Here is a 15,942-nt window from a genome sequence, read left to right as displayed (position 1 = left end):
TAGCTTTTTGACGAACAGCAAAGATAAGCAAAAATGTAAAACTTATCTTAAAAAATGTTAAATATAATAAACTGATAATCAGCTGATAGTGTTTATTGGCTTTTAATAGGAAAAATGAGTTTTGACAGGTTTTCGTTGATCATCAAAAGATCCTTCGCTGATATATAGCAGGTTGACGAAGTTTAACGGGTGGTCAAGAGGATTAGAAAAATTAAGTTGATAAGCAAATAAGATAAGTTTTGTTTTTCCATAAAAATCAATCATACACAGATTTTTACGGAAAAACAATCGGACTGTTGTAATAGAGGCTTAAGTTGTAGATATTCCTTTTATATCTGCAAAAACGGGGCATTCAGAAAATCATTGAAAGGCTTCATCAGGGTAAAGACCTTTGCCATATTTTTAACCGCATTTTGATCTAAAACGTCTTCGTCTTTCAGGCGATACAATACGATAAAATTTTTAAGCTTAAGGTATTCTGCCATCGGGTCATCTTTTTCAAAGCCCTGAGGAACTTTTTTCAGCTTGTCTTCCGGGTCCAGTTCCGTAAAATATTTTTTAAAATCTTTATTGTTTAGGATCTTGAGAAAATCTTCTCCATACAATGAAATCTCTTTCCGGACTTCTTTCAGAACAGAAGATTCAGGCATATAGATTCCTCCTGCTAAGAATGATTTGCCAGGTTCAAGATGAAGATAGTAGCCTCCTTTCTGGCTTCCTTTACCCATGCCCAGTGAAGCTCCGAAATTAGTTTTATAGGGAGTTTTATCTTTTGAAAACCGGGTGTCCCGATAAATTCTGAAAAGAGCCTTTTTAGCATCTATTTTAGCCAGCTCCTTATCAAATTCCGCCATTTCCTTAATGAGATCTTCGAGGAACAGAATGACATTTCCCTGGGCTTCTGTGTAAAGATCCTTATTCTCGTTAAACCACTCACGGTTATTGTTTTTGGTTAATTTTTTTAGAAATTCAAATGTTTTGGAAGAAATAGGGGGCATAATTTTATCTGGTGTTTTATGGTTGGGTAGATTTGCTGGTTGCCGGCACTTCGCACTCCGCAACCCAAATGTACATAAAACTACTCATATCTCAATGCTTCGATAGGATCAAGTTTGGACGCCTTCAATGCCGGTAATATCAGAAGAATACACCTGGCTACTGCTGATAAGAGAAGCTGGCTGATAGATTCGTGGTGGAAATAAGCTCGGCCTGTGTTCTTACACTGAAATCATCATTGCTTTCCTCCAGGGTCAGTTTATGCTGCTGTAAGTGTCATGGAAGAGTTTAGCCCTATACTTTGGGACTGGGCGCTGTTGAGTTGAAGGCCGTTACTCCCGTGTAACGCCAAAAGTCCGCGGGATATCGTTCCGTTCAGATTAGGATATTGGGGCTCTTTTGCCTGAAGAAGATCCTGTTCTGCAGCATTTTTTGAAAACCGTAATGAATTGATGGAAATATTATTTTCCTTTGCGTATTCAATACAATTTTCCAGGGTCCAGCTGACGGGGTAACTGGGGTTTTGGGTAAATATTTCAAAGGCGATGCATGAGAATATCAAAAATAAAAATTTACGTTCCATGGTTTTATTTTTGAAAATTCATCAATAACCCAGAAAAAATTAATCCAATTTAATAAAAAAAAATAATGTTTAACAAGTATTTAACCTAAAGCTTTTTTTTTGCATTTAATTTTCAAAAAATTAAAGATATATTAAAAGATTCTGAATTTAAGTTTGTATATTTAAAACTTTATTCAAAAACAAGTCAAATATTTATTGTATCTTTGCAAAAATTTTAAAATAGTTAATGAATTTATTTACGGAAACCAATTTAAGTCCTGATATCCTTAAGGCAATTGGCGAACTGGGCTACGAAAGCCCAACAGAAATCCAAAAACAGACTATCCCTTTTATTCTTTCAGATATTCGCGATTTGATCGCACTTGCGCAAACAGGGACAGGCAAGACAGCAGCGTTTTCGCTTCCGATTTTGGATATGATTGACGATACGAGTCGCAAAATCCAATTATTGGTGCTTTGTCCGACACGGGAATTATGTCTTCAGATTTCGAAGGACATAAAGAATTACTCTAAGTACATGAAAGACATCAAAACTACTGCAGTTTATGGTGGAAGTAGTATTGTAGATCAGATGAGATCTTTGAAGGATAAGCCACAGATTATTGTGGGGACTCCAGGAAGAGTAATTGATCTTATCAACAGAAAAGCACTTGACTTTTCTGCGATTCATTGGCTGGTATTAGACGAAGCTGATGAAATGCTTTCTATGGGATTCAAAGACGAATTGGAAACCATTCTAAGCGAAACCCCGGAAACTAAACAAACTTTCTTATTCTCGGCTACGATGAATAAAGAAGTGGAAAGGATTTCCAAAAATTACCTTACCAAACCACACCGTATTTCAGTAGGTTCTATCAACGAAGTGAAAAAGAACATTACTCACGAATACTATGTAGTAGGGTACCGTCAGAAAAAAGAAGCGTTGAAGAGACTGATCGATGCCAATCCTAACCAGTATTCCATTATCTTCTGTAGAACGAGAATGGAAACTCAGGAAGTTGCAGATTTCCTGATGCAGAACGGTTATGCAGCCGATGCCCTTCACGGGGATCTTTCCCAGGCGCAGAGAGATACGGTAATGAAGAAATTCAGATTGAAAAATATTGATATTCTTGTCGCAACAGACGTTGCAGCAAGAGGATTGGATGTAAACTCTCTGACTCACGTTATTCATTTCTCTTTACCTGATGATCCGGAAGTATTCGTTCACAGAAGCGGAAGAACCGGTAGAGCTGGAAAAGACGGTATCTCTATGGCTTTAATCAAGCCTGAAGAAAGCAGAAAACTAAAGCAGATCAAATCCGCTACAAAAATTGAAATCAACGAAAAATTCATTCCTACAGGTGAGCAGATCATCAAAGCTCAGGTAGGCGGAGTCTTCGAAAAACTATTGACAGAACACGAAGATTTATTCGAATTTGATGATAGCTTAATCCCGGATCTAAGCAATTTTACAAAAGAAGAATTGGTGCACCAGTTGCTGCAGTTCCAATTGAAGGATCTTGCTTTATATTACAAAGATAAACACGATCTTGCTGAGCAGAAATTCAGCAGCAGAGATGATGATTACTCAAGAAGAGACCGTGGTCGTGATAGAGACAGAGAGCGTGGTCGTGACAGAGATAGCAGAGACAGCAGAGGAGATCGCGGAAGAGACAGAGATCGTGGTGGAAAGCCAAGAAGAAAAGATGAGAGCATGGTAAGGTTCTTCTTTAATCTTGGAAAAAAAGACCACTTGAAGAAGCTTGATGTTTTAGATATTATCAATAAAGCTACTGGTGATGGAAAAAGCAAGAAAAGAGCTGAAATCGGAGATATCGAAATCTTAGAGAAATTCTCTTTCTTCGAAGTTGAAAAATCGTTTAAAGACAATGTCTTGAGCAATATTCAATCCATGAAGTTCAAAGGAAAAGATATGAGAGCTGAAGTAGCAAACTAAATCTCATCAATTACTATACAAAACCGGCTTTAATGCCGGTTTTTTTATTTGATAATCAGCTGTTAAGCGAATGTTAACAAAACTTAATGTCATATAGTTTCACGTGCAATCCTTTTTTAGGAAATTTGCACACGAATTATAAATACTAAAAAATGGGAATTGGTAATATTTTCCACGCTTTTCAACCAAAAGATAAAATCTTCTTTGTACTTTTCGAAAAAGTAACTGAAAATCTAGTTGCAATGTCTGAAGATTTCAACACAGGAATCAAGGATTTCGATCTTAATGACGATTCAATGCTGAAGAAAATGAGTGACTTCGAACACAAGAATGATGAACTTACTCACGAAATTTTCGTAGAATTGGGTAAAAACTTCATTACACCTTTTGACCGTGAGGATATCCACACATTGGCAACAGGACTGGATGATATCGCTGATTATATCTACGCTTCCACAAAATATATTTTCCTGTACAAATCACCTGAGATGAAGGCGTATTCAGACTTCTCTTTATTGATCCACAAAGCATGTCTTGAAATTCAGAATGCAATGAAAAACCTTAAAGGGTTCAAAAATATGGAGCAGGTAAAAGAAGCGTGTATCAAAGTAAACTCTATTGAAAACATTGCAGATGACTTGCTTTCCAATTCAATGGTAGAATTATTTGAAACAAACGATGCAATCAATATCATTAAAGTTTCATCTGTTCTTAACTATCTTGAAGTAGTAACTGATAAAGCAGAGGATGTTGCCAACACGATTGAGAACATCATGATTAAATACGCTTAAACAATACATCGTAACAAATGGAATTTCCGGTTTTACTGATAATTATTATTGCGCTGGCGCTAATCTTCGATTATATCAATGGTTTTCATGATGCAGCCAACTCAATTGCAACTATCGTTTCTACAAAAGTTTTAACTCCATTCCAGGCTGTACTATGGGCAGCACTTTGGAACTTTGCAGCATTTTTTATTGCTGCTTATATCATTGGAGAATTCAAAATTGGTAATACAATTGCCAAAACAGTTAATGAGAATTTTATTACACTTGAAGTTATATTTTCCGGCCTTGTAGCAGCAATTGCCTGGAACCTGCTGACATGGTGGTTCGGAATTCCTTCTTCATCATCACATACATTGATCGGAGGGTTTTTAGGAGCAGCATTAATGCATGCGTTTATGCTGGATTATCATGATGTGGCAGCAGCCCAGCCCAATCTGGGTTTCTGGGAAACAGCTAAAGAAGCTTTCAACCAGGTAACCCATCAAAGTGTAGTGAAATTTGATAAAGTTATTCCTATCTTCCTGTTCATTTTTATGGCACCGATTATAGGGATGATTATCTCCATCATTATTACTCTGATTATCGTACACCTTTATAAAAGATCAAATCCCCACAAGGCAGACCAGTCTTTCAAAAGATTACAGTTGGCTTCTTCAGCCTTATTCAGCTTAGGACACGGATTGAATGATGCTCAGAAAGTAATGGGGATCATTGGTGCAGCTCTTATCTACTACCACGTTGAAATGCTGCATGATCCGGTGTATCTGGATATTCCTGCTGCGGGACGTTTCGATTATTTTGCCCAGCATTACCTTTGGGTTCCTTTGGTTTCTTTCTTGGCAATCGGTTTAGGTACTATGAGCGGTGGCTGGAAGATCATCAAAACTATGGGGACCAAGATTACGAAAGTAACTTCATTAGAAGGAGTAAGTGCAGAAACAGCAGGTGCGATTACTTTATTCATCACAGACCACTTCGGTATTCCTGTATCTACTACACACACGATCACAGGATCTATTATTGGAGTAGGATTAACAAAAAGAATCTCTGCAGTAAGATGGGGAATTACGGTAAGCTTACTTTGGGCTTGGGTACTAACCATTCCGATTTCAGCGATTGTAGCAGGAATCACTTATCTTATCGTAACGTTCTTATTCTAAGATAAAAATTATAAATTATCATACAAACTTTGTCCGTCAGGGCAAAGTTTTTTTGTTTTTTAACACCTTCTGCTATTAGGTTTCGTTTAAAAAAAACATTGAAATATTAATACCCGTTATTGTGATTAATGTATTTGTATTTTGTTTAGAATGAGTTTCGTATTGTGTTGATACGTATTGTTTTATGTTTTAATTGTTTTGTACATTCGGGAAAAGCTTTCGCGAAATTCTTTTCATGTATAAAAAATAGTATTCATTCAAAATCACAAATTAAAATGAAAAAATTATTCTTTCTTTCAGCATTTATATTTGCTGGATTTGTCAGTGCAAAGGAAAGCCTATCTAACAATTCTAATTCTACCAATGAAAAAAGAGAACAAAAGATTGTATTTACGCGTTATTTAATAACATTAAAAACTATTTGTGGAACTACCCATCAGACTATTTTTGATACTGAATTTGACATAGTATGATTGTTTAAAGAATGAATGGGAGATGTATAATAAACAAGATTGTGGACGTTCCAGCTATGAAAATCCTCCGACTTAATATTAAGTTTTAAAATATGTGAAAATGTAGTTTTAAGAAATCTTTTAAATAGCTGTAATTTTTAAATATGAAAAAAATTTTACTATATATTTTTGAATTTTGGTTTTATTTTTTTGTAAAAAGTCAAGTTTCAAAACAGGTAAAAAGATATTTCTATATTGGATAGTTATAATTATACTTTTCATATATAGCGGATACTTTGGATAAAACAGCGTCATTTCAGAACCAATGATATTGCTTGTAACGGTAAAAAGTCTATATATTACAGTCAAAATGATAAAAGTTTTCGGATGGTTTTAAGAAACAAATAGATGCAGCAATAAAGACAGGAAGCATTGTAGAGCCGGGAAAATTACCACAATCTAAGGTGAGACATTCCATCTATAAGGATAATGATTCCATCTATATATCAAACCATTTGGGGAAAGATTATTATACTTTCTATGTAGAGGGTATTAATTGGAAAATTGAGCAAATCGATTAATGAAGATATTCAAGGATATAAATGTAAAAAAGCTACCGGCAAAGCTGGTAAAAGAATGTATATAGCATGGTTTACTTATGAAATACCAATTAATGATGGACCTTATAAATTTAAAGGTCTGCCAGGATTAGTTCTGAAAGTTTATGATGAAAATAAGTTCTTTAATTTTGAACTTCTTTCGATAACCAAAATACATGTACCGATAGAATATAAAAAAGGATTATTAATCACAAAAAATCAATACTTAGCAAAACGTAAAGAATATATGGATGACCCTTCTCAAGGTAAAATTAACACTCCTGAATATAGAAAGAGGATTGAAGGAAATAAAAAAAATTTAATAATTTTTTGGAATAGTAGAAATAAAGATATCTGTTTTTGAAGTATCTTTATTTAATTGTTTTATCTATCAGGACAAGATTTTTACAAATACTTTACAGTAATAATCTCTTATGGACGTTCCAGTTATGAAATATTTTATGACTTAATATGAAAAAAATGTACTGCAGAAAATACTATTTAGAATTTTGGTGTTATTCTTTTTATAAGTAATTAATTTAGAATGAGATATATAAAGCGTAAAAAAATATCATCAGCGATCCTCAAAATCTTCATCAAACGGTGGGGATTTTTGTTTTATAGAGCCTTGAAAAATCGTATTTTTGTTCAAATTATAAGAATTTATGGAATTTTTAGACAGATATCAGCAGCTCGTTGGTGACGCCATTGAAAAATATACTTTTAAAGATAAACCCACGGAATTATATGATCCGATGAATTATATTATTTCCCATGGTGGAAAACGTCTTCGTCCCATTATGGTACTGATGGCATGTGATCTGTTTGGAGGAGACCTTAAGCAGGCTATAAAGCCGGCATTGGCTATAGAATTTTTCCATAATTTCACCCTGATCCATGATGATATTATGGATGAAGCGCCTTTAAGAAGAAACAAACCTACCATCCATACTCTACATGGGATTAATGTGGGAATTCTTTCCGGAGACGGACTGATGCTTAAAGCCTATAAATTTTTTGAAGATCTTGAACCTGAAATTTTTAAAGCCTGTATCAGAATCTTTACTCATACCGGGCTTTTATTATGCGAAGGACAGCAGTATGATATTAACTTTGAAACTCAGGAGAACGTTACTTTTGATGACTATATCCGAATGATTACCTATAAAACCGGAGTGCTGAGCGCTTCTTCTTTTGAGATCGGAGCCCTGATTGCAAGAGCCGATTTTAAAGACGCCAAAGCTATTTTCAATTTTGGAAAACATATCGGAATTGCTTTCCAAATTATGGATGATTATCTCGATGTTTTCGGAGATCAGGCACAGTTTGGAAAAAAACATGCCGGAGATATCTACGAAAATAAAAAGACTGTTCTCTACCTGCTGGCAAGAGAGCATGCGACAGATGAAGAAAGAAAAGAACTGGATTATTGGTATTCAAAAAAGACCGAAAATATTGATAAAGTATATGGTGTTGAAAAGATTTTTAGAAGAACAAAAGTAGATGAGAAAGCCCTTCGTCTTATTGAAAAACATAATGAAATAGGGCAGAGCTACCTTCAGAAAATTGATATCCCGGAGGAAAAGAAAAAACCGTTTATCGAACTGGCAAATTATTTGCTGAGAAGAGAAAGTTAAATATAGGCAGCAGATGGTAGGTGGCAGGTGGCAGCAATTGACCTGCAACCTACTTTCCTGCAACCTGATACTGTACAATGAAATTCAGAACCGAAGTTGACATAAAAAAATCAGAAAAGAAGATTGAAATTGAGGATAAAGTATTTTCAATAGGCTCATGCTTTGCTTCTGAGATGACTGATTTGCTGCAGCAGGGACAGATTCAGACGCTCAACAACCCTTTTGGTACCATTTTCAATCCCCTTTCGATTCATAATGAGGTGAAAATCCTTCATGATTCAGCATTTTACGAAGAAGAAGATCTGATCACCTATAATGAAGAATATATCTCACTGGATCATCATACGAGTTTTGATACCAGATATATTCATCAGACACTGGATAAGATCAATAGTGCCATTGAAGAAGGAAATGCTTTTCTTCAGGAAGCAGACTGGGTTATTGTTACCTATGGAAGCTCATTTATTTATGAGTTCCTTCCCAAGAAAAAACTGGTAGCCAACTGTCATAAGATCCCACAGAAGTTTTTCGAAAAAAGACTGCTTTCCCATCAGGAGCTGACCCATTCTATTTATAACATGATCCTGGATCTTAAAGACATCTGTAAAGAAGGGGTACAGATTTTATTTACAGTTTCTCCCGTAAGACACACTAAAGACGGTATGGTTGAAAATCAGCTGAGCAAATCCAAGTTGATTACAGCCATTCATGAATCTATAACCCTATTTGAAAATTGCCATTATCTTCCGGTGTATGAAATCTTAATGGATGACCTCAGGGATTATCGCTTTTACAAAGAAGATATGATTCATCCCAGTACTCAAGCCGTAAATTATATTTTTGAAAAGTTTGGAGATTCTTATTTTTCAGATGAAACAAAAGATTTCATTAAAGAAAATTTTAAAATTATAAAAGCTTTAGAACATAAGACCAACGATAAAAAAGATCCTAAATTTATCGAGTTTAAGGAAAAACTGGATCAAAGAATTGAGATCCAGCGCAGGAAAGTGAAACATGCAATATTCCCGAAATGATTGATTTTACCAGGATTGACTATCTGAAAGAAGGCAATGAAAGGCAGAGAAGAGCATATGAAGTACTTACGACCTATAAGGTTTTAGAAAAATTAAAACCTTATTCTCCTATCCTGGCAGGAACAATTCCTATTGAGATTGATGTAGAAGGCAGCGATCTGGATATCATCTGTGAGGTAGATCTGAGATGGGAAGAAGACTTTTTGGAAGAGATAACATTCGCTGGATTAATACCGGCTGATACTGAAGTAACCGTTGAAAATATCATTGTAAACGGGAAAAAAAGTGTTGTGCTGAACTTTATGCTGGAAGAATTTCCTGTTGAGGTTTTTGGACAGAATACACCTACTCAGGAGCAAAACGCCTACAGGCATATGATTGCTGAATACAACATACTGCAGGAAAAAGGAGAAGAATTTAAAAATAAAATAATAGAACTGAAGAGACAGGGAATAAAGACTGAACCCGCGTTCGGGATGGTAATGAATTTGAAAAACCCTTATGAAGATCTGTTAAAATGATAAAAAATGATTGATACACATACACATTTATATGCGGAAGAATTTGATGAAGATAGAAAAGAAGCGATTCAGAGAGCTTTAGATAAAGGAATTACAGAATTCTATCTTCCGGCTATTGATTCTGAATCCCATGAAAAAATGCTGCAGCTGGAAACTGAATATACGGGACAGATTTTTTCCATGATGGGCTTACACCCTTGCTATGTAAAGCCGGAATCCTGGGAAAAAGAGCTGGAAATCGTTAAAAATTATCTTGATCAGAGACATTTTCCGGCGATAGGGGAGATAGGAATTGATCTTTACTGGGATAAAAGCACATTGGACATCCAGGTGAAGGCTTTTGAGCAGCAGATCGACTGGGCGATAGAAAAAGACCTTCCTATTGTGATTCATACCAGAGAAAGTTTTGAAGAAACATTTGAGGTTCTGGAAAGAAAAAAACATCCTAAACTTCGGGGAATTTTCCATTGTTTTTCCGGTAATCTGGAACAGGCCCGGCAGGCTATAGACCTTAACTTTATTTTGGGGATCGGTGGAGTCGTAACTTTCAAAAACGGGAAAATAGATCAGTTCCTGAACGAAATTCCTTTGGATAAAATTGTCCTGGAAACAGATTCTCCCTATCTGGCACCGGTTCCGCACAGAGGAAAACGGAATGAAAGTTCATATCTTGACCTGATAGCAGGAAAACTGGTTGATATTTATGGAAAAGATTTCTCAGAGATTGATAGAATAACTACAGAAAACGCAAAAAACATCTTTGAAGTTTTGAAATAATAAGTGCGTTGCAAAAGACAGTACTTTTTAACAATGATAATGAATAAAAAAAGTCCTTGCAAAAGGACTTTTTTTTATTTTTTTCTGGTGAAATTTTTATTTTTTGGTTTTTTAAACCCTACGGAAGCAGCAGGTTTATTATTGTTTTTAGGTCCTCTTGATGGTTTTGGACCTTGTTTTTCCGATCCTGCAGATACCGGTTTATTATTGGAATCTCTTTTCTGGGCGACCAGATCATCAGTATGGAACGGATGGTTTTTTACAACAGGAATCTTCTTTCCGATCAGCTTTTCCGTATTCTTCAGATTAAGAAGATCAAGACCGTCAACAAAAGATATTGAATTTCCTTCAGCACCGGCTCTTCCCGTTCTTCCGATTCTGTGTACGTATGTTTCAGACACATCAGAAAGCTCAAAATTGATAACAAATTTTAATTCATCGATATCAATCCCTCTTGCAGCAATATCGGTTGCGACAAGCACTCTTGTTTTTCCTGATTTGAAATTATTCAGCGCATTCTGTCTTGCGTTCTGAGATTTATTACCATGAATGGCTTCGGCAGAGATATTGTCTTTTTGAAGCTTTCTTGCAATCTTGTCGGCACCATGTTTTGTTCTTGAAAAGACCAATACAGAATCTGCAATGTCATTTTTAAGAATATGGGACAATAGGTTCAGCTTGTTTTCTTTTTCTACAAAATAAACCGATTGTTTGATGGTGTCTGCTGTAGAAGAAACCGGGGTCACTTCTACCTTTACAGGATTATTCAGGATAGAATTGGCCAGTTTCTGGATTTCACCGGGCATGGTGGCAGAAAAGAATAAAGTCTGTCTTCTTTGAGGAAGAAGCTTAATGATTCTTTTAACGTCATGTACAAAACCCATATCCAGCATTCTGTCAGCCTCATCAAGAACGAAAATTTCAAGATTCTTCAGGCTGATAATCCCCTGAGCAATAAAATCAAGAAGTCTTCCCGGTGTAGCCACCAGAATGTCAACCCCTCTTTTCAATGCAGCTTCCTGATTTCCCTGTTTTACTCCTCCAAAGATCACAAGCTGTTTTAAGGGAAGATATTTACCGTAGGCATTGATGTTTTCTTCAATTTGGATAGCCAATTCTCTCGTAGGAGTAAGAATTAATGCCTTAATATGGTTGTTAGAAATTTTATTTTTTGATAAATTCTGTAGGATAGGAATAGAAAAGGCTGCTGTTTTCCCTGTTCCGGTCTGGGCACAGCCTAAAAAGTCTCTGCCTTCTAAAATTTCAGGAATAGATCTTTCCTGAATAGGGGTAGGATTCGTATACCCTTGTTCCTGGATTGCTTTTGCAATAGGTTCTATTAATTGTAAGTCTGTAAAATTCAAATGAATTATTTTAAAATTTTAAATAAAAATTCCCTCTGTCTGAAAGAATTACATTTTGCAAAGGTAATCTAAATATTTTTAAGAATTATTTGTTTTTAATGACTCTTGTATAGGACACGAAAGGATCAGGTGCAGATTAAACTTAAAAAGAATAGGCGTCCGGATCAGGACAGACAGCTCTATTTAAAATTAGATGGTACCAAAGTAGGTTATTTAAATCTATATCCTACACCAGCGTGTAAGAAACCAATTTTAGTGGGCACCGCATTATCTTTGTTGATTTCAAAGAAATTGAAATGGTATCGGGCATCCACAAAAAAATTCTGATTAATCTTGTATTCTGCACCCAGGAAAGGAAAGACGTTCAATGTTTTTATACCGTCTGAATTGTTGCTGCTAACCTCACCAAAAAGAGTATTTGTTTTTATTTTGGATGATATATTAAATCCTAAGTTCATCCCCGCAGAAGCAGAAAAATTAGGAATAAAATAATATTTTACAGAAATAGGTACCTGGATCTGATTAAGTTTATAATCAAACTCCATATCATTTACACTTACAATTTCATTGCCTACCAATTGAGCCCCGGAATATGTTTCTCTCCCTCCCAGTTGTGTATATAATACTTCAGCCTGTAAACCGAATGTAGAGGATAAAGGCTGCTCGGCCAAAATACCTGCATAGAAATAAGATTTTGGATCTAGCTGAGTATTAAAAAATTTCATACTGGATAAGGAATATCCTCCTTTTACTCCAAAACTCATGGATGAATTTTGTGCAGAGACAAAAACAGGTACAGCCCATAACAAGGCAAATAAAATGTTCTTCTTCATTTTTATTTTTTAGTTATAATGATTACAGTTTTTATAAAAAAACAATTCCTCCCAAACGAAGGAATTATGACTGCAAAAATAATTTAAATATTGTTAAATGAAACTATTTTACCTTAGTCCATTCTTGATTTTTTCTCAGATTTTCAAAAAAATGATAGACTTCCGAAAGCTTTTCGCTTCCATGTTTTCCATAGTCCTCTATATTTTTTGAGGTTCCGTCAGCGAAGTTTATTCTTAAATAGGAAGTGGAAAGGTCTGTAATATTTTTTTTACCGTATTTCTCATTTAGATTTTTTACGTCTAAACCATCCAGTAAACTGACTAATTTGTTGTAATCCGCTTCCCTGATCGTTCCTTTGAAGGTCCCTTCACGCGGTTTAGAAAATTCATCTTTTGAAGGACGGTCATTAAAATTAAAATGTTCCGCTTCAAAAACAGCCGTTCTATCCGGATGAATCGTTATTTTAAAAACAGGGCAGAATCCAAAACAGGGCGTTGCTTCATATTCAATGGTAGAATATTTTGACTGTACTTTCTGAGAAGTGCAGGAGAACAGGAATAGAAATGCACAAAGACCTAATACATATTTCATAGCTTATATTTTCAGAGACTCACTCAATAATTGTTCCAAAGAAGATTTGCTGATCTCCGGATTGGGCTCTTCAAAATAAACAACCCCGGGAAATATTCCGGGGTTGTCTATTTTGAATATAATCTTTACTGTATGAAAAGTAAAAACTATTGTTTTATCCATGAAGGTGTTTCCAGATCGCATCTTTCAGCTCTACAAGACCTTCACCCGTAACACCAGAGAAGAACAATGGCTGTTTATTTTCAGGGAATTCTGCTGCAATTTCTTTTTTCAGTTCATCATCCAAAAGATCGGACTTTGAAACAGAGATAATGAAATCTTTGTCTAAAAGCTCAGGATTGTATTCTACCAGCTCATTTTCCAGGATCTTAAACTCCTGATAATGATCTTCAGAATCCGCAGGGATTAAGAATAGCAGGATCGAATTTCTTTCAATATGTCTAAGGAATCTGTGTCCTAATCCTTTCCCTTCTGCTGCCCCTTCAATGATCCCCGGAATATCAGCCATTACAAATGATTTGTAATTTCTGTAATCTACAATACCAAGATTGGGGGTCAATGTTGTAAAAGCATAGTCTGCAATTTTAGGTTTTGCTGCAGAAACGGATGATAAGAGTGTAGATTTTCCAGCATTTGGGAATCCAACCAGCCCTACATCAGCTAAAATTTTAAGCTCGAAAACGATATAGCCTTCCTCACCCGGGAGACCTGGCTGTGCATATCTCGGGGTCTGGTTTGTTGAAGATTTGAAATGCTCATTTCCTAAACCTCCTTTTCCACCGTGCATCAGGATGATTTCCTGCCCGTCTTCTAAAATTTCACCGATAATTTCGCCTTCTTCATTTTTAGCAATCGTTCCAATCGGAACTTCAATATAAACATCAGCTCCGAAAGCACCGGTTAACTGGTTTTTTCCTCCGTTTTCACCACGTTCCGCTTTTACGTGACGGGTGTATCGAAGGGGAAGTAAAGTCCATTCATTGCCATTTCCTTTCATGATGATATGGCCTCCACGACCTCCGTCGCCTCCGTCCGGACCTCCTTTAGGAATATATTTTTCACGGCGGAGATGGGCAGAACCTGCACCTCCGTGTCCGCTTTTACAATGAATCTTTACGTAATCTACAAAGTTAGACATATAGTTTGTGTTGCGAGTGGCAAGTACGGAAGAAAATGTATCCCGTATCCTGAATCTCGATTATTTAATTTTCTCTACTTCAGCAAAAAGTTTTTGTGAAATCTCATCAATTTCTCCTACGCCGTTTACCTCTACATATTTTCCCTGCTGCTTATAAAGTTCGGCTACTTCTGCTGTTTTAGCATAATATTCTTTAATTCTGTTTTCGATGATCTCTACATTGCTGTCATCAGATCTGCCGCTGGTCTCTCCTCTTTTCAAAAGTCTTTCAACCAAAATTTTATCTTCTACCACCAAGGCAAGGCAGATATCGATCTCATCATTTAATTCTTCTTTAACGATTTTTTCCAATGCCTCTGTCTGAGCAGTTGTTCTTGGATAACCATCAAAAATAAAACCATTGGTATCGGTAGGTTTTCTGATCTCATCGATCAGCATATCTGTTGTTACCTGATCCGGAACCAATTCTCCCTTATCGATATAAGACTTGGCCAGTTTCCCAAGTTCAGTGTCATTTTTCATATTGTATCTGAAAAGATCACCTGTTGAAACTTGCTTTAAATTGAATTTCTCGATTAGGTTTTGAGCCTGTGTTCCTTTTCCACTTCCTGGAGGGCCGAACAGAACAATGTTTATCATAATTTTGATTCGCTTTTGGCAAATGGCATTTTGCTTTTGGCTCTTCGCTTTTGGCGGGTTGCTCTTTTTGCTTTCAGCTTTTTTTAGTTATTATTAAATTTATTTCTTTATTTTAATTTTTTAAGCTAAAAGCTATCAGCTAATAGCCAACAGCGTTTAATGGTTGATTTGTCCGTCTTCCAGCTGATATAAATTGCGAAGGTTCCTTCCCAGCTCATCATAATCCAGTCCATAACCAAGAACGAATTTATTCGGGATTTCCTTTCCGATATAATCCAGCTTGAAATCTTTCTTATAAATCTCCGGTTTCAGTAAGAAACTGGCCAGTTTTACAGATTTTGGACGCTGTGTTTCCTTGAAATATTTGAAAAGACTTTCCACCGTATTCCCGGTATCAACAATATCTTCCACAAGGATGATATGACGGTCTTTTACATCTTTAGTCAACTCCATTTTCTGATAAACGATTCCTGTAGATTCAGTTCCTACATAAGAACTCATTTGAATGAAAGCAATTTCGCATTCACCTGGATAATACTTTAATAGATCTGAGAAGAACATGATCACTCCGTTCAAAACGCCAATGAAAACAGGAACTTCATCCTTATAATCTTCATAAATTCTTAATGCTGTCTTTTTTACAATTTCCTGAATTTCGGCGTCCTCTAAATAAGGAACGAAAGTTTTGTCGTGAACTTTAATGCTTTCCATAAAAATTTTTAGTAGTTGGCAAAGTTACGGATTTTTGATTTTTGAATAAAATCTTTTTGTGTTTAATCCGGGTTTTATATTATATTTGTCCTTTCAAAACCCAAAAATACAGGCATGTAGGATATAATTTCTTTCAGATTTGATCAAACGGTAACCGGAGTGTTACTGATGTTTAA

General features: G+C 35.7%; 17 protein-coding genes. 9 read left to right on the top strand and 8 right to left on the bottom strand.

Going from position 1 to position 15,942, the window contains the following annotated elements; all coding sequences use genetic code 11:
- Positions 1-329: 329 nt before the first annotated feature.
- The gene (locus MUW56_RS03655; protein ID WP_292011915.1) at positions 330-998 is read right to left on the bottom strand and encodes a DUF2461 domain-containing protein; all 669 of its coding nucleotides are present in this window, start codon (positions 996-998) and stop codon (positions 330-332) included.
- Positions 999-1,255: 257 nt separating this feature from the next.
- Complete coding sequence (locus MUW56_RS03650; protein WP_292011914.1) at positions 1,256-1,579, bottom strand: TolC family protein; 324 nt, start codon at positions 1,577-1,579, stop codon at positions 1,256-1,258.
- Between the two features lie 226 nt (positions 1,580-1,805).
- Between MUW56_RS03650 and MUW56_RS03645 the strand changes: the two genes are divergently transcribed.
- From MUW56_RS03645 to MUW56_RS03605, 9 genes are all read left to right on the top strand, one after another.
- Positions 1,806-3,518 (top strand): DEAD/DEAH box helicase, encoded by a 1,713-nt coding sequence (locus MUW56_RS03645; RefSeq protein WP_292011913.1) that lies wholly within the window; start codon positions 1,806-1,808, stop codon positions 3,516-3,518.
- Positions 3,519-3,670: 152 nt separating this feature from the next.
- The gene (locus MUW56_RS03640; protein ID WP_292011912.1) at positions 3,671-4,309 is read left to right on the top strand and encodes a DUF47 domain-containing protein; all 639 of its coding nucleotides are present in this window, start codon (positions 3,671-3,673) and stop codon (positions 4,307-4,309) included.
- 17 nt (positions 4,310-4,326) lie between these two features.
- Positions 4,327-5,469: an inorganic phosphate transporter gene (locus tag MUW56_RS03635; RefSeq protein ID WP_292011911.1), complete on the top strand. Its 1,143-nt coding sequence runs from the start codon at positions 4,327-4,329 to the stop codon at positions 5,467-5,469.
- A 275-nt stretch (positions 5,470-5,744) separates the two neighbouring features.
- Complete coding sequence (locus MUW56_RS03630) at positions 5,745-5,942, top strand: hypothetical protein (RefSeq protein WP_292011910.1); 198 nt, start codon at positions 5,745-5,747, stop codon at positions 5,940-5,942.
- 543 nt (positions 5,943-6,485) lie between these two features.
- Positions 6,486-6,884, top strand: coding sequence for a GLPGLI family protein (locus MUW56_RS03625; RefSeq protein ID WP_292011909.1), 399 nt, complete (start codon positions 6,486-6,488; stop codon positions 6,882-6,884).
- Between the two features lie 301 nt (positions 6,885-7,185).
- Positions 7,186-8,157: a polyprenyl synthetase family protein gene (locus tag MUW56_RS03620; protein ID WP_292011908.1), complete on the top strand. Its 972-nt coding sequence runs from the start codon at positions 7,186-7,188 to the stop codon at positions 8,155-8,157.
- Between the two features lie 77 nt (positions 8,158-8,234).
- A complete protein-coding gene (locus MUW56_RS03615; RefSeq protein ID WP_292011907.1) occupies positions 8,235-9,191 on the top strand; it encodes a GSCFA domain-containing protein in 957 nt (318 codons plus the stop codon).
- Entirely contained in the window at positions 9,188-9,712 is a 525-nt protein-coding gene (locus MUW56_RS03610; RefSeq protein WP_292011906.1) for a DUF4269 domain-containing protein, read from the top strand. The genes MUW56_RS03615 and MUW56_RS03610 overlap by 4 nt, the downstream gene beginning before the upstream one ends.
- 6 nt (positions 9,713-9,718) lie before the next feature.
- Positions 9,719-10,489, top strand: coding sequence for a TatD family hydrolase (locus MUW56_RS03605; protein WP_292011905.1), 771 nt, complete (start codon positions 9,719-9,721; stop codon positions 10,487-10,489).
- 74 nt (positions 10,490-10,563) lie between these two features.
- Here the strand turns inward: MUW56_RS03605 and MUW56_RS03600 are convergent, their stop codons facing one another.
- The 6 genes from MUW56_RS03600 to MUW56_RS03575 all read right to left on the bottom strand — a co-directional run bounded on the left by MUW56_RS03600 (position 10,564) and on the right by MUW56_RS03575 (position 15,766).
- Positions 10,564-11,853 (bottom strand): DEAD/DEAH box helicase, encoded by a 1,290-nt coding sequence (locus MUW56_RS03600; RefSeq protein ID WP_292011904.1) that lies wholly within the window; start codon positions 11,851-11,853, stop codon positions 10,564-10,566.
- 209 nt (positions 11,854-12,062) lie between these two features.
- The gene (locus MUW56_RS03595; protein WP_292011903.1) at positions 12,063-12,686 is read right to left on the bottom strand and encodes a porin family protein; all 624 of its coding nucleotides are present in this window, start codon (positions 12,684-12,686) and stop codon (positions 12,063-12,065) included.
- A 103-nt stretch (positions 12,687-12,789) separates the two neighbouring features.
- Entirely contained in the window at positions 12,790-13,278 is a 489-nt protein-coding gene (locus MUW56_RS03590) for a DUF6438 domain-containing protein (RefSeq protein ID WP_292011902.1), read from the bottom strand.
- A 154-nt stretch (positions 13,279-13,432) separates the two neighbouring features.
- Positions 13,433-14,416 carry a GTPase ObgE gene (gene obgE / locus MUW56_RS03585; RefSeq protein ID WP_292011901.1) on the bottom strand — a complete coding sequence of 328 codons (984 nt, stop codon included), beginning with the start codon at positions 14,414-14,416 and terminating at the stop codon, positions 13,433-13,435.
- Between the two features lie 60 nt (positions 14,417-14,476).
- On the bottom strand, positions 14,477-15,055 hold the full coding sequence (locus tag MUW56_RS03580; RefSeq protein WP_292011900.1) for an adenylate kinase: 579 nt from the start codon (positions 15,053-15,055) through the stop codon (positions 14,477-14,479).
- Positions 15,056-15,211: 156 nt separating this feature from the next.
- On the bottom strand, positions 15,212-15,766 hold the full coding sequence (locus MUW56_RS03575) for a phosphoribosyltransferase (RefSeq protein ID WP_292011899.1): 555 nt from the start codon (positions 15,764-15,766) through the stop codon (positions 15,212-15,214).
- Positions 15,767-15,942 lie beyond the last annotated feature (176 nt).

The sequence above is a fragment of the Chryseobacterium sp. genome, assembly GCF_022869225.1.
GTDB lineage: Bacteria > Bacteroidota > Bacteroidia > Flavobacteriales > Weeksellaceae > Chryseobacterium.
The sequence above is the reverse complement of the archived record's forward strand: the minus strand, read 5'-3'. Positions and strand labels throughout refer to the sequence as shown.